The following is an 18,423-nucleotide window of genomic DNA, read 5'->3' as shown; positions in this document are numbered from 1 at the left end:
ACAGAGGGCTGGATATTGGAGAGCTTGATTGTTTTTTAGTCTGTCGAAGATTTTCTGGCTGTTTTTCCAACCTGTTACGATAATTCTCGTTCTTGTCCTGATTGCTTTTCTGGCCATGTGGCGAGGTTCTCGACGGCTCAGTATGAGTGTGCTGGGGTTGTCTATCGCCATTCTGTTTTTTGCGGCTTTCACCACACTGGGTTCTGTTCTGCTTGCCCCGCTGGAGGATCGTTTCGCGAAGCCGGATGCAATGCCACAACATGTGGATGGGATCGTTGTTCTTGGCGGCTATATGAATGGCGACATTAATGCCGGGCGCAAAGGTTTCGAGTTGAATAGCGCGGCCGACCGCATTTTCGAAGCGATGCGGCTGGCGAGATTATATCCAGACGCCAGGGTTATTGTTTCCGGAGGGGATGGAGCCTTTTTCGAAGAAGCCGCCAAAGAGGCAGATAGCACGCGGCAGATGCTGGTAGATCTTGGCTTTTCCGGCGAACGTTACATCTATGAAAACAAGTCTCGGAACACGGTTGAGAATGCAATTTTCTCGAAAGAACTGGCCCAGCCCAAACCCGGCGAAACGTGGCTTCTGGTGACTTCCGCATATCATATGCCGCGATCCGTTGGCTGCTTTCGCAAGGCGGATTTCGATGTTGTCGCCTGGCCGGTAGACTACAAGACGCGCGCCAGCGAGCGTTTTGCCCTTTATCTCGAATCCCCGAATGAAGCGCTTTCGCGGTTTAGCGTGGCTATGCGTGAGTGGGTAGGACTTGCCGCTTACTGGTTGGCGGGCAAGACAGATATGCTTCTACCTCAACTCTGATGCCGCATTTCTGCCGTCACTTTAAAGCTTTTGTTAAGGTTATCTATCGGTAACTGATTGATAAAGAAAGCTTTCATGAAGCGTATGTTCAATCCTGAAAATTCATCGCCACAATTCAGTCGCTTTTCGCCGTTGCGTTCCGTTGTTCACGAAGCTATATGATTGGTAACAGCGTTGTGAAGGACGCTGTGTAAAAGAGTTGCACAACAAGGTTGCCAAAATCTCCATGGACGAAACCGTTCAAAAATCCTGCTGGGGCGTTACGCTCTGGGCAGTCGTTGGTCTCGCTGCTGTCATCCTCATGGCCTATCTGTTCTCCGTCTAGAGCATGTCTCCCGAAAGTGGGAACCGGTTTCGGGATAAAGACATGCGTGAAAACAAACGGATAGAGCATTTCCAATGAATCAAACAAAACAGGAAATGCTCTAGAAGTCAGGCGGCGTTACGTATTCCGGAAATTTGATGCCGCATTTCAGCATTCCGTTTGCGTTGATCCTTTCCTACACTATCTGATAGAGATACGCGGTTTCTGCGTTAGCGACTTTTTGCCGATTTTTGTCTAGAATGGACGATCAGGCAAATCGCGGGCGACGCTGCGATCAGGAATCAATCAGCCTTATGACGGCTGCAGAAGGTGTGGAATGTTTCTGTCGGTTTTCGATCTTTACAAGATTGGCATTGGGCCTTCCAGTTCGCATACGATGGGCCCGATGACGGCTGCGCGCATGTTTCTCAATGAAATTATAGGCGGAAACTGGCCACGGCCTGCGCATTCGAAAATCCACCGGTTGAAAGCGAGCCTGCACGGCTCTCTTGCTTATACCGGCGTCGGGCATGCGACGGATCGTGCCGTCATTCTGGGGCTCTGCGGTCATCTGCCGGATACGATTGATCCCGACATTATGGACGTTGAAGTTGAGAAGGTGTTCGCCGAGAAGAAGGTGAAACCCGATGGGCATCCGGCCTATCATTTCGATCCGAAGGTCGATCTCGTACTGGATCGGAAGACTCCTTTGCCGGGGCACGCCAACGGCATGGCTTTCTCAGCATTCGATGCCGATGACAATCTTCTCTTGCGTCGGGCATACTTTTCCATCGGTGGCGGTTTTGTCGTGACGGAAGAAGAGCTGAGCCGCGTTCAGCGCAGCGGTGCAAAGCAGGACGACAAGGCTGATGTGCCGTTTCCATTCCGTAGTGCCGCTGAGATGCTTGAGATGGCCCATGACAGCGGGCTGTCGATCGCCGAAATGAAGCGGGCCAATGAAGAAAAGCATATGGCACGCGGTGATCTGGATAATGGTCTCGATCGTATTTGGGGGGCCATGCGTGGCTGTATCGAGCGTGGACTGAGCCGGGACGGTGTCATGCCGGGCGGCCTGAATGTCCGTCGTCGTGCGCGACAGCTTCATGATAAGCTTCAGGATGACTGGCGCAACAATCGCAGCAACCCGCTTCTGGCAAATGACTGGCTTTCGGTTTACGCGATGGCGGTCAATGAAGAAAACGCGTCCGGCGGCCGGGTAGTCACCGCACCGACAAATGGTGCTGCAGGCGTTGTACCGGCGGTTCTGCGCTATTACTTGCATTTTCATGATGATGCCGATGAGAAAGGCATTCGCGATTTTCTCCTGACGTCTGCCGCGATCGGCGGTGTCATCAAGCACAACGCATCGATTTCTGGCGCGGAAGTTGGTTGTCAGGGCGAAGTAGGATCAGCATCGGCAATGGCGGCAGCGGGTCTTGCCGCTGTGCTTGGCGGATCGCCTGAGCAAATTGAAAATGCTGCTGAAATTGCGCTCGAGCACCATCTTGGCATGACCTGCGACCCGGTTGCCGGGCTTGTGCAGGTGCCGTGCATTGAACGTAATGCGCTTGGTGCGGTGAAGGCGGTGACCGCAGCGTCACTTGCTGTAAAGGGCGACGGCAAGCATTTTGTACCTCTCGACGCTTGTATCGAGACAATGCGCCAGACCGGTCACGATATGAGCGAGCGTTACAAGGAAACCAGTCAGGGCGGTCTCGCCGTCAACGTGGTCGCCTGTTGATTCGCAATTCTGGGCGGAATGCGATGCTTCAGGCTTGAAGCGCGCATTCGTCTTGGCTAAATCACCCCTATGGCTCTCAATCTCGTCAAACTTTGTGTCGGCTGCGACAGTATCGAAGATCTCGCGGCTTGGATCGATTTCCGTCTCGCTGAACAGCGTGCGGCCGGTTTGGTGCCGGAACAGTTTCACACAACGAGAATGGTTCCGAAACGGATCGATGAGCTGCTGGAAGGTGGCTCGCTCTACTGGGTTATCAAGGGCAGCGTCCAATGCCGTCAGCGCCTGCTGGATGTTCGTCCATTTACAGATGAGCAGGGTATCAATCGCTGTCACCTTGTTCTCGAACCCAAGGTCATTCCGACCGAGTGGCAGCCACGCCGCGCTTTTCAGGGTTGGCGCTATCTGGTTGAAAATGAAGTCCCGCGTGATGAAGCCGCGGGTAAAGCGGGCAGGGCTGCCTTGCCGGCAGAATTGCGCCAGGAGCTGGCGGCTCTGGGATTGCTTTGAAGATTGATACACTCATGAAAAAGGGCCTGCCGGTTAACCGGCAGGCCCTTTTTCATTTCATCTGGTGTTCATTCAGTTTTCTATCGTCAGGCGCACAGAAACTCGGTCGAAATTCACCGGTAGGGTCATCCGCATGGAAGCCCGTGGTTGAACCAACCGCTTGTTACGTGCTGCATGACAGACGAGCAGCCCGACCAGATCTTTGGTCTGAAAGCCGGTGCCTCGCCTTACATCGGCAATTCGCAGGGCAGCCTGCTTGAGGCCTTGCACCGAGAACAATGCACCGAAGGCTGAAGTCTTGCCTTCATCCTGTGTCCAGTCGGCCGTTTTGAACGGCGGCTGGCCGAAAGTTTCTCTCATATTTGACATCTCGAAACCCTCTACGCACTACAAATTCGGGTTTGAAGCTGGCAACGAGGGGGCAGAACCCCTCGCAATCGATTAGTTCGCGACTGCATAGCAGCCGAAGTTTTTCTTCTTCAGCGAGGCGCAGGCATCCCAAGCAGCCTGCTTGGAGGAGAAGCCAACAAAGCGCGCGCGGTAGAAAGTTGCGCTACCCTTGTTGAAGGTCTCGGTATAGGGCGACGCCGCACGCAGCGTGCCACCTGCTGTGGCAGAAGCCTTGGCAAGCATGTCCCGCGCCTGACCTTCGCTCGGGAGGGAGCCGATCTGGATTGCCCAGCCACCGGCAGCAGGGGCGGATGCCGTGGTGACCGGATCGACTTCCTGAGCCTGTGCAGACGGGACGGCGGCCTTTGGTGTGGGGCGGATCGCAGCCTGTGCGGCCAGCGCAGCAGGACGCGCGGTCGGTGCTGCAAGTGCCAGAACCTGAGGCTGGTCGCTATCGCCTTCACCGCTTTCGTTGTTGATGATGTCGTCCACGGCTGCAACCTGACGGGTTACAGGAACAGGGGCATTCTTGGCCTTGGGAAGATCGATCGAAGCAACGACCTGCGGTGCATCGTTGCGCATGGCGACGAGCGGTGCAGCGTTACGGCTACGCGTTGCCATAGGAAGATATTTGCGGATGAGCTGAGTCATATGGGCGTCGCGGCTAGCACCGGTATTGCCGCCCATGACCACCGCTACGAGCCTGCGGCCATCCAGGCTGACTGAAGAAGCCAGATTGTAACCGGATGCATTGGTGTAGCCGGTCTTGATGCCGTCCACGCCCTCAACGCGACCGAGCAAACGGTTGTGACCGTTGATGGTCTGTCCGCGGAAAACGAAGCTGCGGCGGGAGAAATAGGAGAATTCGTTCGGGAAATGCTGGCGAAGTGCGATGCTGAGGATCGCCATGTCGCGTGCAGTCGTATGCTGCGCCATGTTCGGCAGACCCGATGCGTTACGGAAGGTCGTGTTACGCATGCCAAGACGACGAGCCTTTGCTGTCATCATCTGCGCAAACCGCTCTTCGGAGCCGCCGATATATTCGCCGACGGCAGTTGCCACGTCGTTGGCTGACTTTGTGATCATGGCCAGCGCTGCATCTTCAGCACGAATGCTTTGCCCCGAACGGAAGCCGATTTTAGTGGGCGGACGTGCGGCTGCATAGGCGGACACCGGGATACGCGTGTCCTTGTTCATGCGCCCTGCCTGCATTGCCTCGAAAAGCATATACAGAGTCATCATTTTGGTGAGGGAAGCTGGATAGCGCTGTGCATCCGCATTCGAGGCAAACAGCGTTTTGCCGGTGTTCGCATCGATCACGATCGCTGCATATCTATCGCTAGCCGCTATCGCCGGTATCGTTGTCGAAGCTGTCGAACACCCCGTTACAACTGCAAGAAGAAGGGTGGCTTGCGCCGCTCTTTTCAAGGCATATGCGACTTTACTAAATGCGGTACGCACGATGATGACCTACCTGTATCCCGGATTTTTTGAACTGCGACACAAAAGGCACACAGCGTCTAATTCGGTGATCCTACTGCCATCAGCGTTACCAATCCGTTTATGGTAACCGTGTTGTTCATAAATTTCGGAAAAATTTTGAGGAAGCCGTAACGCTGACAGTCCGTTCAGACCCGATGCGTTAAGAACGTTCACGCAGATGTGTCAATGAAATGCGCTGTTCGTATCAGGGGAAGGCAGTGGTGTCACAACACAAAAAAACCGCTTGCGCGAGTTTAGTTTTGCTGCTGCCTTGTTTGGGTGGAAGGGGAGAGGCAGCCTCTAGAAATGAGCGGGTTTTAAAAAGTATGTTCTGTTAGTAGCCCTAATGCATTCATTAATGTTTTGATTATGTGAGAAAATTAGTACTTTTTTCGTATTCGTGAAACCGCAATTTGTGTTCCGCTTTTTATAGGGTCGAGTTTATTAGGTTCAATTATTAGTACCTATATTATTTGGCAGCGAAGTGCTCCGGCTATTTTACATAGAGCTGTTTTGTCATGACCTATCGTTCGGACGACGCCATATAACTGTGTCAAGCCTCGTTATTGCAATAAGTCCCGGTTGCAAGTGCCAATGAAGGGCTTAAAATCACCACATGACGACCTACATAATAGGGCAAGTTGGGTCAGGCAGATGGGCATCCGGGTAATAGGTTTCATGAGGCATCTCGATATAGTCATGCAAAGCAAGACTGACGGCGGAAATGGTCCGGAAAACGGCACCGTTGTAGTTACGCGTACACAGCCGAAAACCAAGAAGCCCAGCCTCTATCGTGTCCTGCTCCTCAATGACGACTACACACCCATGGAGTTCGTCGTTCATGTCCTGCAGCGGTTTTTCCAGAAGAACCAGGATGATGCCACGCGCATCATGCTGCATGTTCACAATCACGGGGTCGGCGAGTGCGGCGTATTTACATACGAAGTCGCCGAAACCAAAGTTAGCCAGGTCATGGATTTCGCCCGCCAAAACCAGCATCCGCTGCAATGCGTGATGGAGAAAAAGTGAGGTCATATGCCATCGTTCTCCCCAAGCCTTGAAAGGGCCCTGCATCAAGCCCTCACAATTGCAAACGAGCGGCATCACGAATATGCGACGCTCGAACATCTTTTGCTTGCCTTGATCGACGATCAGGATGCGGGCGCAGTGATGCGTGCCTGCAGCGTCGACCTTGAGCATCTCAAACGTATCGTTACCGACTATATTGATCGCGAACTTGATAATCTCGTCACGGGTTATGACGAAGATTCCAAGCCAACTGCCGCTTTCCAGCGCGTCATTCAGCGCGCGGTCATTCATGTACAGTCCTCGAACCGTGAGGAAGTAACCGGTGCCAACGTGCTGGTTGCCATTTTTGCGGAACGGGAAAGTCATGCTGCCTATTTCCTCCAGGAGCAGCAGATGACACGTTATGATGCCGTGAACTATATTTCGCATGGCATCTCCAAGCGCCCGCAGAACAGCGAAACTCGCCCGCCGCGCGGCGCAGAGAGCGCAAATGAAGAACGCACTAGCACAGAACAGGAAGAAAGCGCCAAGAAGAAGCAGGACGCCCTGTCTGCCTATTGCGTCAATCTGAATGAGAAGGCCAAGGCCGGGCGTATCGATCCGCTGATCGGTCGTGACAGCGAAATCAGCCGCACCATTCAGGTGCTCTGCCGTCGTTCGAAGAACAACCCGCTTTATGTGGGTGATCCCGGCGTCGGCAAGACTGCGATTGCCGAAGGTCTTGCCAAGCGGATCGTTGAAGGACAGGTGCCTGAAGCGCTTGCCGATGCGACGATATTCTCGCTCGACATGGGCACACTTCTGGCTGGCACCCGCTATCGCGGTGACTTCGAAGAGCGTCTGAAGCAGGTCGTCAAGGAGCTCGAAGAGTATCCGGGTGCGGTTCTGTTCATCGACGAGATTCATACAGTCATCGGGGCTGGCGCCACTTCGGGCGGCGCGATGGATGCATCGAACCTGTTGAAACCGGCGCTTTCATCGGGTGCTATCCGCTGCATCGGATCGACGACCTATAAGGAATATCGTCAGTTCTTCGAGAAAGACCGTGCCTTGGTGCGTCGCTTCCAGAAGATAGATGTCAATGAGCCTTCGATCCCGGATGCGATTGAAATCATGAAGGGGCTGAAGCCCTATTTCGAGGATTTCCATAAGGTCAAGTACACGGTCGATGCCATCAAGACGGCAGTGGAACTTTCTGCGCGTTATATTTCGGATCGCAAATTGCCAGACAAGGCAATTGATGTGATTGACGAAACAGGTGCCAGCCAGATGCTATTGCCTGAGAACAAGCGCAAGAAGACCATCGGCGTGAAGGAAATCGAAGCGACAATCGCAACGATGGCCCGTATTCCGCCGAAGTCGGTATCGAAGGATGATGAGCAGGTTCTCTCGCATCTGGATGCTGAACTGAAGCGTGTCGTTTACGGTCAGGATCTGGCCATCGAAGCGCTGTCAGCGTCGATCAAGCTCGCCCGTGCGGGATTGCGCGAACCGGACAAGCCAATCGGCTCGTACCTGTTCTCCGGCCCGACCGGCGTCGGCAAGACGGAAGTCGCCAAACAGCTGGCAAGTTCGTTGGGCGTGGAACTCCTGCGTTTCGATATGTCGGAATATATGGAGCGTCACACCGTATCACGGCTCATCGGTGCGCCTCCCGGCTATGTTGGCTTCGATCAGGGCGGACTCCTGACCGATGGCGTCGATCAACATCCGCATTGCGTGCTGCTGCTTGATGAGATCGAGAAGGCACACCCCGATCTGTTCAACATCTTGTTGCAGGTAATGGATCATGGCTCGCTGACCGATCACAACGGCAAGAAGATCGACTTCCGCAATGTGATCCTGATCATGACCACCAATGCCGGTGCGTCGGATATGGCGAAGGCAGCAATCGGCTTCGGTTCCACGCGTCGCGAAGGCGATGACATGGAAGCGATCAACCGCTTGTTCACGCCTGAGTTCCGTAACCGACTGGATGCGATCATTCCGTTCGGTCCGTTGCCGGTTCCCGTCATTCATCAGGTTGTGCAGAAGTTTGTGCTTCAGCTTGAAGCTCAGCTTGCTGAGCGCGGCGTGACCTTCGAACTGACCGAAGGCGCAATCGCCTGGCTTGCTGACAAGGGTTACGACGAGCGCATGGGTGCACGTCCGCTTGCCCGGGTTATCCAGGAACACATCAAGAAGCCATTGGCTGATGAGGTGCTCTTCGGGAAACTCAAGCATGGTGGCACGGTCCGGGTGGATGTCGTGACGAAACCGGACGGTAAGACCGATCTTTCGCTGGAAAGCGTGGCTGATAAGCCGGTAAGTCCGAAGAAGGATATTCCGGCTGAGAAGAAGCAGCTGCAACGCAAGAAGGCTGCGCCGAAGAAGGCAGAGAAGGAGAAGGTGCTGGCGGGCAAGGACGAACCGGCGCCGAAATCTTCCGCGAAGTCCTCGGCGGCCAAATCGTCGGTGCCGAAAGTGCCACGTAAGAAGTAACAAGCAAGCGGAACGGCCCTCTCTGAGGGCCGTTTTGTTTTGAGGATGAGGCTGGTGTGAAGGAAAACTGAGGTTTTCCGATCTGAGCGGTAAAAACCGGGTGCAACTTGCTCGGACCTTGCTCTAACGTGACTCTATGCCACCGATTCATTCCGATTATCCTGAGCAAAATTCAGAAGACCATCGTCACCTGCGATGGTTCTTGCGCGGCTGCACACGCATTTGCAGTATTCCTGCTCTATTGTTGATGAGTTCGTTTATCGGTTTTGCGGGACTGGCAATTGAAAGCGGCATCACCGTTGTTCAAGCCGTCTTTATGACGCTGACCATCTGGGCGCTTCCGGCAAAGGTCGTTCTGATCGGAGCGATCAGTGCAGGTGTGGCTTTGCCTACCGCGGCTCTTGCGGTGGGACTTTCGTCCGTGCGTTTGATGCCGATGGTGGTCGCGCTGCTTCCCGAGCTGCAGGGACCTAAAACGCGAAAACTGACGCTCGCTGCTCTGTGTCATTTCGTTGCCGTCACCGCCTGGGTCATGGCCATGGAGGAGCTGCGCAAGATCCCGCGTGATATGCGGACGAGCTATTTTGCGGGGATCGGTATGGTTCTGGTGGGAACCAATGCGATTGTCGTTGCTATCGTCTATTCGTTATCGACGTCTTTTCCGCCAATTGTTTTCGCGGCACTTTTCATGCTGACGCCGATGTATTTTCTGACGTCGCTCTGGCGTTCAGCCAGAGAAAGGGCAGGGCAGGTCGCAATGATTTCCGGGATCGTTCTGTTCCCCATATTTCATCATCTGGCTCCTGGATATGACCTGCTGATCACGGGTGTTCTCGGTGGGCTGATAGCGTTCGGTTTTCACCGGATGCGCCGCGTATCGGTGGGGGCAACTGAATGAACTGGGACAGCTTTTCGACCTGGTGGTGGCCGTTTCTGTTTATCCTCCTGGCTGGAGCGCTTCCAACCTATCTGTTTCGGCTGATGGGGGTGCTGGTTGGTGGGCGCGTGCGGGAGGATTCAGAAGCTCTCGTTTTCGTGCGCTGCGTCGCGACTGCGCTGGTTGCAGGCGTTATCGCGCAGCTTATTCTCTATCCTAATGGAGAACTGGCCAATTCGCCGCTCTGGCTCCGCGCTGGTTCTGCCGCGGCAGGATTTGCCGCCTTTCTCATTACCGGTAAGCGATTGCTCGTCGGTGTGCTCGTTGCGGAAATCCTGCTGGTAATCGGCCTGCTTACACTTTGAAAGTGTGAGTCTTATCAGAGCGCTGCACGAATCTTTTCAGCGTTTGCGGAAAGAACTGCTGCGTCTTCCATCTGTCCGGTATGGGGCTTGAGCGCCACGCCTTCAAAGCGCGGGATCACATGAAAGTGCAGATGATAGACGGTCTGGCCGGATGCCGGTTCGTTGAACTGCATGACGGTTACGCCATCGGCATTGAATGCCCTCTTCACGGCCTGCGCGATTTTCTGCACCACTTGAACAACATTCGCGAGGGTTTCCGGCTTGGCATCGAGCAGATTGCGGGAAGCAGTCTTTGGCACAACCAGCGTGTGGCCCGTGCCTTGCGGCATCACATCCATGAAAGCAACGACGTCATCGGTTTCGTAAACACGGGTGGACGGGATTTCGCCGCGCAGAATTTTGGCGAAGATATTGTTGTCGTCATAGGTGGCGGACATGCGATTCTCTCCAATGCGAAAATGTTTGACAGGATCAGACCGTATCAAGTCGCGTTAGGCAAGGTGGATAGAGCGAGCGCATCCCGAAAGGTGTGAAGCGGCTTTCGGATGAGATGCGCGTCAAAACAAGCAGTCAGAGCGCATCCCTGAATGGCGAGTGTTCTTCCAGGGCGTCCTGAATCTGTTCGACTTCGCGACGTTCATGATCGAGATAGTCGCGTACGGCTTTCCGAAAGCCTTCATGAACAATGTAATGCGCTGAATGGGTGGTTACCGGCACATAACCGCGGGCAATTTTGTGCTCGCCCTGTGCTCCGGCTTCCACGACGCTCAGCTTTCGATCAATCGCAAAATCGATTGCCTGATGATAGCAAACCTCGAAATGCAGGTATGGGTGATCTTCGATGCAGCCCCAATGACGGCCGAAAAGTGTATCACCACCGATGAAGTTGATCGCACCGGCAATGTAATGTCCGTTGCGTTTGGCCATGACGAGCAGAATGTCTCCCGCCATGGTTTCGCCGATCCGCGAAAAGAACTGCCTGTTCAGATAGGGCCGTCCCCATTTGCGGCTACCGGTATCCGTATAAAACGCGAAGAAGTCGTCCCAGACGGATTCCGTGAGGTCGCTGCCGGTCAACCAGTCGATTTCGATACCATCCGACAAGGCTTCACGTCGTTCTTTCTTTAACGCCTTGCGTTTCCGAGATACCAGCTCATTCAGAAAATCATCGTAGCTTTTAAAGCCATTGTTTTTAAAATGAAACTGTTGATCCGTGCGATGAAGAAATCCTGCGCGCTCGAGCGCGGTGATCTCATCTGGCAGTGCAAATGTGACATGCGCTGATGAGACGCCGGATTGATCAGCCAGTTCCCGCAGTCCGCCAGCCAGCGCCAGTCGAACGGTTTCGCTTTCATAGGCGATGTGATTGAGGAGGCGCGGACCGGTGGCCGGTGTGAAAGGCACTGCGGCCTGAAATTTTGGATAGTATCGACCACCGGTGCGCTCGAAAGCATCAGCCCATCCATGGTCGAAGACATATTCTCCCTGACTATGCCCCTTGAGATAGTTCGGCACGGCTCCGATGAGGTGGCCCTGATCATCTTCAAGACGTAAATGGCGCGGAAGCCAGCCCGTTTTTCGTGAAACCGAGCCTGATTCTTCCAGAGCCAGCAGGAAGTTGCGGGTAATGAAGGGATTGTAATGCGCGTCCTGCCGGGATGCTCCGACAAGACTGTTCCATTCGTCTGCCGTGAACTCGCTGATATTCTCAACGACACGGAGAACGAAGCTTTGCTCATTCTGCGGATCTTCGTCGTTCACCGCTATTCCTTTGCCGTTATCGCACATATTTTGCGGTGTTCGGCGTGTTGTCGTCAAGCTACGAGGGCGCGTGGATCAAAGCCTTCGAACGTGATCTGGTCGACATTGAGATCGCTATGTTTCTGCATTTCCCGATCCCGCACTGTCCAGCTGATCACCGGCATTTGTAACTTCTCGCGAACAAAGGTGACGAACGGGTTGGGCAGGTGATGCACATTATAGGAGACGAAGGAGATGCCATGCGCCAGCATGGAGAAATGTCTTTCGAAGTCCTCCCTGCGTGTACCTTCGGCTGTCAGACCGCCAGGAATTCCCGGTGCATCTGCCGCAAAACGGCGGATCAGGTGGTGATCGAAAGACATGATCGCGGCTTCGCCCTTATAGGATGCCAGTTCTTTGGCAACGGTGGCAACCAGACCGTCATCTTTACCTTCGATACCCTTCAGCTCGATAACGAGGGGAACGCGACCATCGACCAGATCAAGCATTTGACGAAGCGTCGGCACATGATCGGCGGTGCCGCCAATCTTCAGTGCGGTGGCTTCCTTCAGTGTCAGATCGCTGATGTAGCCTTCGCGACCGGCGAGACGTTTCAGTTCATCGTCATGAAAGACCACAACGCCGCCGTCAATTGTGAGATGCACATCGCATTCGATAGCGAAACCCGCCTTTACTGCTGCCTCGAACGCTGAAAGAGTGTTTTCCCAGCGCTCTTTATTGAGATCGTGCAATCCGCGATGAGCAACAGGACGCTTCTTGATCCAGTCGATGGAAGTCATGTCAGGCAACCTCGATGATCGCTTCTATTTCAACAGGTGCATTGAGGGGTAGGCTCGCAACACCAACAGCCGAGCGGGCATGTTTGCCAGCGTCGCCGAGAACCGCCACGAGGAGATCGGAGGCGCCATTGGCCACAAGGTGCTGTTCCACGAAATCAGGCGTGGAAGCCACGAAGGCAGTAATCTTCACAATCCGCTTGATGCGGCCAAGGTCACCAAGAGCAGCCTTTGCCTGGGCAAGGATGTTGACAGCACAGGCGCGTGCAGCAGCTTGTCCGTGCGCAACCGTCAGCTCATCACCAATCTGCCCCGTGTGCACAAGCTTGCCGCCTTCCAGCGGAAGCTGGCCAGATGTGAGAAGCAAAGAACCGCTTTGTGCAAAAGGAACGTAGTTTGCGGCGGGTGCTGCGGCCTCTGGGATGGATATACCCAGATTTTTGAGGCGGCTGTCGATCGTGTCGGTCATTGTATTAATCCTTGCTTGCAAAGGTACTTCGCGATCTACCTATAGGCAGAATCGGTGAAGCTTTTGGGAAGGGTGCGTTTTTTGCCTCGCTTCCGCCACGAGTTTTTTTATCATGCTCGTCAACTCATCGGGAGATTCATGTATGCGTTTTTTCAAGAGTGCGGTTGCGGCGAGTGGGACGGCTGCTTGTGTATGGGCCGGATTCGCTGGCGTCGCTCATGCGGCCTCGACGGTAACGTTGGTTCCACATCGCGCAGTCTATGATCTGACCCTGGATCGCGCCGACGAAAAATCGGGGATCAGCGGTTTGACCGGTCGCATGGTCTACGAGTTCAACGGATCTGCGTGTGAAGGCTACACCACCAATTTCCGTTTCGTGACTCGGATCGATATGGAAGAACAGCCGCAGCGTGTGACCGACCAGCAGACGACGACTTTCGAAGGTGCAGACGGAAAGAATTTCCGTTTCGTCAACAAGACCTTCGTGGACAAGGAACTGGTCAAGGAAGTGCGTGGTGACGCGAAACTCGAGGGCGGCAAGACAGTCGTTGAACTGAACAAGCCGAAGGAAAACAAGCTTGACCTCAAGGGAACGCAATTTCCGACCGGACATATGGAAGAGCTGATCGGCAAGGCGGAAGCCGGGCAGAAATTTTACCAGACGTCGCTTTTCGACGCGTCCGAAGATGCCGACCGGGTGGTTGCTACCACCGTTGTCGTCGGCAAGGAGCAGTCTCTGCCGGATGACGAGACCAAGGTCATGGGTAAATTTTCCAAGGATCAGGTCTGGCCGGTGACGATTGCCTATTTCGATGACAAGGAAAAGCAGGACGGCCTGCCGATCTACCGCATTAATTTCAAGCTCTATCGCAATGGCATCACCCGCGACCTCACTATGGACTATGGAGATTTCTCCATGCGCGGGAAGCTTGTGAAGCTTGATGTCTATGACGCGGCAAAACAGACCGCGACCTGCAAATAAGCACGCCGATTGGCGTGTTTGTTCGCCTGTTCAATGCTATATTGTGTAGACGACTTGCAATTTACGGCGTGATCAGTTAACAGCGCGCCTATTCCACACACGGGATTGGGCTTTTGTCGGGAGAAATCCGGCAAAAACCTCCGGTGGCGAGAAATCGCCTCAGCCCGTGGAGGTTAAACCGGAAAAGGAAAATAAAGATGGCATTGCCTGATTTCAGCATGCGCCAGCTTCTGGAAGCTGGTGTTCACTTCGGCCACCAGACCCATCGCTGGAACCCGAAAATGGCACCATACATCTATGGTGACCGTAACAACATCCACATTCTCGATCTGTCCCAGACCGTTCCTCTGCTGCACAATGCGCTGAAGATCGTTTCGGACACGGTTGCTCGCGGCGGTCGCGTTCTGTTCGTCGGCACGAAGCGTCAGGCTTCGGACATCATCGCCGATGCTGCCAACCGTTCGGCACAGTATTACGTCAATGCACGCTGGCTCGGCGGCATGATGACCAACTGGAAGACGATCTCCAACTCGATCCAGCGTCTGCGCAAGCTCGACGAACTCCTGGCTGGCGAAGCTCAGGGCTTCACCAAGAAGGAACGCCTGAACCTTGAGCGTGAGCGTGAAAAGCTCGACCGCGCCCTCGGTGGTATCAAGGACATGGGTTCAGTTCCGGACCTGATGTTCATCATCGACACCAACAAGGAAGCGATTGCTATTCAGGAAGCCAAGCGTCTTGGTATCCCGGTTGTCGCAGTGATCGACTCGAACTGCGATCCAGACCAGATCGACTACCCGATTCCGGGTAACGACGACGCTGCACGCGCTATCGCTCTTTATTGTGATCTGATTGCTCGCGCTGCTCTCGACGGTATTGCCCGTCAGCAGGGCGCAATGGGCATCGACGTCGGTGCGCAGGCTGAAGCTCCGGTTGAGCCAGCCCTCGAAGCTCCGGCTGAAGGCGCTTAATCAGCGTATGATTTCATCCATCCGTCATATCTGCGATAGGGCGGGTGGATAATCTCGTTTCATCCCGGCGCGGGATTGTGATTCCTGAAGTGCAATGCTCAGGGTGATCGCGATCCAGAAACCAAGCGCCGGTTAAAAGTTGGCACACCCACCCGGTGTGCCTTCGCTTTCATGAAAGGCGATATCATGAGCATTTCCGCATCTCTCGTCAAAGAACTCCGCGACCTCACCGGCGCCGGCATGATGGACTGCAAGACAGCACTTGCTGAAACCAATGGCGATATCGAAGCTGCCGTTGACTGGCTGCGTGCCAAGGGTATTGCAAAGGCTGACAAGAAGGCTGGCCGTACGGCGGCCGAAGGTCTGGTTGGCGTTGCAGCTTCCGGCAACAAGGCTGTTGTGGTTGAAGTCAATTCCGAGACCGACTTCGTTGCCCGCAACGATGCTTTCCAAGATCTGGTCCGCAAGATTGCCCAGGCTGCTCTGTCGACCGACGGTTCGACCGAAGCTGTGGCCAACGCCAACGTTGACGGCAAGACCGTTACCGAAACGGCAAAGGACGCTGTTGCCACCATCGGTGAAAACATTGGCTTCCGCCGTTCGGCTGCGCTGACCGTCCCGCAGGGCGTTGTCGCGACCTACATTCACAACGGCGTTGCTGATGGCCTCGGCAAGCTCGGCGTTCTCGTAGCAATCGAAACCGCTGGCGATGCAGAAGCTGCAAACGCATTTGGTCGTCAGGTTGCCATGCACGTTGCTGCAATCAACCCGCTGGCTCTCACTGCCGAGGACGTTGACCCGGCTGCTGCCGAGCGCGAAAAGGCGATTTTCATCGAGCAGGCCCGTGAATCCGGCAAGCCGGACAACATCATCGAAAAGATGATCGAAGGCCGTATGCGCAAGTTCTACGAAGAAGTTGTTCTTCTTTCGCAGGCTTTCGTCATCAATCCTGACCTGACGGTTGCAGCTGCCCTCAAGGAAGCTGAAAAGACCATCGGTGCACCGGCCAAGATCACCGGCTTTGTCCGTGTTGCTCTCGGCGAAGGCATCGAGAAGGAAGAAACCGACTTTGCTGCTGAAGTAGCTGCTGCTGCCAAGGGCTAAGTGGCTCCGTTTTTTCAGCGCATTTTGTTCCGAAAACCGGTTTCCACTTTTCGGAATGCGCTGATTGCCTGAAAAGGCTTTTGATTATGAAGGGCATCGCGTGACAACGCGGTGCCCTTCGTGTATCGGAACCCGAACACAACCACTTGATCACAATCTGCGGAGAGCATCCAATGTCCGGTAAGCCCGCCTACAAACGCGTCCTTTTGAAAGCCTCGGGCGAGGCATTGATGGGCAGTCAGGGCTTTGGCATCGATGTTTCCGTTGCAGACCGTATTGCAAACGACATCAAGCAGGCACGGTCGCTTGGTGTTGAAGTTGGCGTCGTGATCGGCGGTGGCAATATTTTTCGCGGTGTCGCTGTGGCCTCCAAGGGCGGAGACCGCGTCACAGGCGATCACATGGGCATGTTGGCCACGGTCATCAATTCGCTGGCGCTGCGTACTTCCCTGCACAAGATTGGCGTCGATTCTGTCGTGCTCTCGGCCATAGCCATGCCTGAAATCTGTGAGAGCTTCTCGCAGAGACAGGCTACGGCTTACATGGATGAGGGCAAGGTCGTGATCTTTGCTGGTGGCACCGGAAATCCTTTCTTCACGACGGATTCGGCAGCAGCTCTTCGTGCTGCGGAAATTGAAGCGGATGCGCTTTTGAAGGGCACGCAGGTTGACGGAATCTATTCTGCCGACCCGAAGAAGGATCCGAACGCGACGCGTTTTGACAGTTTGACCCACAAAGAAGTTCTCGATCGCGGGCTTGCAGTCATGGATACAGCTGCTGTTGCCCTTGCGCGTGAGAACAACATTCCGATAATAGTCTATTCCATCCATGAAAACGGCGGCTTGGCCGAAATTCTGCAAGGCAAGGGACGCTGCACGATCGTTTCCGATAATTGATCGACCTTTGCTGCGTATCGAAGGAGAAAATGCATGAGTGATGCTTTCGACATCAACGACCTGAAACGCCGCATGGAAGGCGCTATCAATTCTTTGAAGCACGACCTTAACGGTCTGCGCACGGGCCGCGCTTCAGCAAGCTTGCTGGAGCCGATCGTGATAGAGGCCTATGGCTCGACCATGCCGATCAATCAGGTTGCCAATATCACTGTTCCCGAATCGCGTATGCTTTCGGTTTCCGTCTGGGACAAGAGCATGGTGGGCGCTGTGGAACGCGCAATTCGCGATTCCGGCCTCGGTCTCAATCCCATCACCGATGGCACGACGCTGCGCATTCCGCTGCCGGAATTGAACGAACAGCGCCGCAAGGAACTGGTCAAGATCGCGCACCAGTATGCTGAGCAGGGTCGTATCGCTGCCCGTCATGTTCGTCGTGACGGTATGGACACGCTGAAAAAGCTGGAGAAGGACAGCCTCATCAGTCAGGATGATGGCCGCGTTCTGTCTGAAAAAGTGCAGAAGCTGACGGACGAAACCATCGCTGAGATGGATAAGGTCGTTGCAGTGAAAGAAGGGGAGATCATGCAGGTCTAGTACCTGCATGGTTTTCATTGAGGGAGAGCTTCGCCATGTCCGATCCGCGCCACATCGCCATTATCATGGATGGCAATGGCCGTTGGGCGAAGGCGCGCAATTTGCCGCGCAGCGCCGGGCACCGGGCAGGCGTGGAAGCTCTTCGTGAGATTGTGCGGGCGGCCGGGGATCGTGGTCTCGGCTACCTTACATTGTTTGCGTTCTCTTCAGAGAACTGGTCCCGCCCCAGCGGCGAGGTGAACGATCTTCTGGGGTTGCTGAAGATTTTCATCCGACGCGATCTTGCTGAGCTGCACCGCAATAATGTGCGTGTCAGTATTATCGGCGAGCGCGAGGAACTTGCCGCCGATATACGTGCGCTATTAGTCGAAGCGGAAACGCTTACGCGTCGCAATACAGGCCTCAACCTGATCATAGCTTTCAATTACGGTTCCCGCGACGAGATCGTCCGTGCCGTTCGAAGTCTGGCGCGTGATGTCGCTGCCGGACTGCTTGATCCTGCTTCCATTTCCAGTGAACTGGTTTCCGCAAATCTCGATACAGCCGGGATACCCGATCCCGATCTTATCATCCGTACGAGCGGGGAAATGCGCCTGTCGAATTTCCTGCTCTGGCAAGCGGCGTATTCCGAGTTTCTATTCCTGCCCATTCATTGGCCTGATTTCCGCGCGTCTGATCTTGATGCAGCCTATGAGGCTTTTCGCCAGCGCGAGCGTCGGTTTGGCGGCGTTGAAGTGCGCGCCGGACTGGAAGACCGTGAAGAAGAAATCGCATGCCCTTCGACCAAGGGGGCGGCAGTCTAAGGTGGTTCCCGAGAGTTGGGACGACTGAAAATGCTCTAATATGGCGTAAGCCAGTCCGTCGAAAGGTCTCA

At 54.6% G+C, this 18,423-nt stretch carries 19 protein-coding genes; 13 read left to right on the top strand and 6 right to left on the bottom strand.

The annotated features are described in order from the left end of the window. Positions 1–28: 28 nt before the first annotated feature. The 3 genes from KWJ32_RS17970 to KWJ32_RS17960 all read left to right on the top strand — a co-directional run bounded on the left by KWJ32_RS17970 (position 29) and on the right by KWJ32_RS17960 (position 3,375). Positions 29–823 carry a YdcF family protein gene (locus tag KWJ32_RS17970; protein ID WP_125334212.1) on the top strand — a complete coding sequence of 265 codons (795 nt, stop codon included), beginning with the start codon at positions 29–31 and terminating at the stop codon, positions 821–823. Between the two features lie 641 nt (positions 824–1,464). Then, a complete protein-coding gene (locus tag KWJ32_RS17965; RefSeq protein ID WP_151609955.1) occupies positions 1,465–2,868 on the top strand; it encodes an L-serine ammonia-lyase in 1,404 nt (467 codons plus the stop codon). 69 nt (positions 2,869–2,937) lie between these two features. Then, complete coding sequence (locus KWJ32_RS17960) at positions 2,938–3,375, top strand: DUF1489 family protein (protein ID WP_012091943.1); 438 nt, start codon at positions 2,938–2,940, stop codon at positions 3,373–3,375. Between the two features lie 72 nt (positions 3,376–3,447). Here the strand turns inward: KWJ32_RS17960 and KWJ32_RS17955 are convergent, their stop codons facing one another. Beyond that, the gene (locus KWJ32_RS17955) at positions 3,448–3,744 is read right to left on the bottom strand and encodes a hypothetical protein (RefSeq protein WP_012091944.1); all 297 of its coding nucleotides are present in this window, start codon (positions 3,742–3,744) and stop codon (positions 3,448–3,450) included. A gap of 72 nt (positions 3,745–3,816) precedes the next feature. Next, on the bottom strand, positions 3,817–5,226 hold the full coding sequence (locus tag KWJ32_RS17950) for a D-alanyl-D-alanine carboxypeptidase family protein (protein WP_012091945.1): 1,410 nt from the start codon (positions 5,224–5,226) through the stop codon (positions 3,817–3,819). A gap of 699 nt (positions 5,227–5,925) precedes the next feature. Between KWJ32_RS17950 and clpS the strand changes: the two genes are divergently transcribed. From clpS to KWJ32_RS17930, 4 genes are all read left to right on the top strand, one after another. Next, entirely contained in the window at positions 5,926–6,276 is a 351-nt protein-coding gene (gene clpS, locus KWJ32_RS17945; RefSeq protein ID WP_174977436.1) for an ATP-dependent Clp protease adapter ClpS, read from the top strand. A 6-nt stretch (positions 6,277–6,282) separates the two neighbouring features. Next, on the top strand, positions 6,283–8,757 hold the full coding sequence (gene clpA / locus KWJ32_RS17940) for an ATP-dependent Clp protease ATP-binding subunit ClpA (protein WP_012091947.1): 2,475 nt from the start codon (positions 6,283–6,285) through the stop codon (positions 8,755–8,757). Positions 8,758–9,004: 247 nt separating this feature from the next. After that, positions 9,005–9,655, top strand: a complete 651-nt coding sequence (locus tag KWJ32_RS17935) for an AzlC family ABC transporter permease (protein ID WP_115179274.1) — start codon at positions 9,005–9,007, stop codon at positions 9,653–9,655. Continuing rightward, a complete protein-coding gene (locus KWJ32_RS17930) occupies positions 9,652–9,999 on the top strand; it encodes an AzlD domain-containing protein (RefSeq protein WP_012091949.1) in 348 nt (115 codons plus the stop codon). The genes KWJ32_RS17935 and KWJ32_RS17930 overlap by 4 nt, the downstream gene beginning before the upstream one ends. Before the next feature lie 14 nt (positions 10,000–10,013). Here KWJ32_RS17930 and KWJ32_RS17925 read toward each other — a convergent pair whose 3' ends face one another. From KWJ32_RS17925 to KWJ32_RS17910, 4 genes are all read right to left on the bottom strand, one after another. Further along, the gene (locus KWJ32_RS17925) at positions 10,014–10,436 is read right to left on the bottom strand and encodes an HIT family protein (protein WP_012091950.1); all 423 of its coding nucleotides are present in this window, start codon (positions 10,434–10,436) and stop codon (positions 10,014–10,016) included. A 133-nt stretch (positions 10,437–10,569) separates the two neighbouring features. Beyond that, complete coding sequence (locus KWJ32_RS17920) at positions 10,570–11,760, bottom strand: GNAT family N-acetyltransferase (protein WP_040130120.1); 1,191 nt, start codon at positions 11,758–11,760, stop codon at positions 10,570–10,572. Between the two features lie 53 nt (positions 11,761–11,813). Continuing rightward, a complete protein-coding gene (locus tag KWJ32_RS17915) occupies positions 11,814–12,539 on the bottom strand; it encodes a glycerophosphodiester phosphodiesterase (RefSeq protein WP_012091952.1) in 726 nt (241 codons plus the stop codon). Position 12,540: 1 nt separating this feature from the next. Further along, the gene (locus KWJ32_RS17910; protein ID WP_006471616.1) at positions 12,541–13,005 is read right to left on the bottom strand and encodes a RidA family protein; all 465 of its coding nucleotides are present in this window, start codon (positions 13,003–13,005) and stop codon (positions 12,541–12,543) included. Positions 13,006–13,147: 142 nt separating this feature from the next. Here KWJ32_RS17910 and eipB point away from each other — a divergent pair, with 142 nt between their 5' ends. The 6 genes from eipB (at position 13,148) to KWJ32_RS17880 (ending at position 18,352) form a co-directional block, all read left to right on the top strand. Continuing rightward, entirely contained in the window at positions 13,148–13,987 is an 840-nt protein-coding gene (gene eipB / locus KWJ32_RS17905) for a cell envelope integrity protein EipB (RefSeq protein ID WP_010659975.1), read from the top strand. A 197-nt stretch (positions 13,988–14,184) separates the two neighbouring features. Then, complete coding sequence (gene rpsB, locus KWJ32_RS17900) at positions 14,185–14,955, top strand: 30S ribosomal protein S2 (protein ID WP_010659976.1); 771 nt, start codon at positions 14,185–14,187, stop codon at positions 14,953–14,955. Positions 14,956–15,141: 186 nt separating this feature from the next. Next, a complete protein-coding gene (gene tsf / locus KWJ32_RS17895) occupies positions 15,142–16,059 on the top strand; it encodes a translation elongation factor Ts (RefSeq protein ID WP_036578226.1) in 918 nt (305 codons plus the stop codon). 173 nt (positions 16,060–16,232) lie between these two features. Beyond that, a complete protein-coding gene (gene pyrH / locus KWJ32_RS17890; RefSeq protein ID WP_010659978.1) occupies positions 16,233–16,955 on the top strand; it encodes a UMP kinase in 723 nt (240 codons plus the stop codon). A 33-nt stretch (positions 16,956–16,988) separates the two neighbouring features. Next, on the top strand, positions 16,989–17,549 hold the full coding sequence (gene frr, locus KWJ32_RS17885; protein ID WP_010659979.1) for a ribosome recycling factor: 561 nt from the start codon (positions 16,989–16,991) through the stop codon (positions 17,547–17,549). A gap of 35 nt (positions 17,550–17,584) precedes the next feature. Then, positions 17,585–18,352, top strand: coding sequence for an isoprenyl transferase (locus KWJ32_RS17880; RefSeq protein ID WP_010659980.1), 768 nt, complete (start codon positions 17,585–17,587; stop codon positions 18,350–18,352). Positions 18,353–18,423 lie beyond the last annotated feature (71 nt).

It is taken from the genome of Ochrobactrum sp. BTU2 (assembly GCF_024539785.1).
Lineage (GTDB): Bacteria > Pseudomonadota > Alphaproteobacteria > Rhizobiales > Rhizobiaceae > Brucella > Brucella anthropi.
This window is presented reverse-complemented; position numbering and strand designations above follow the sequence as displayed.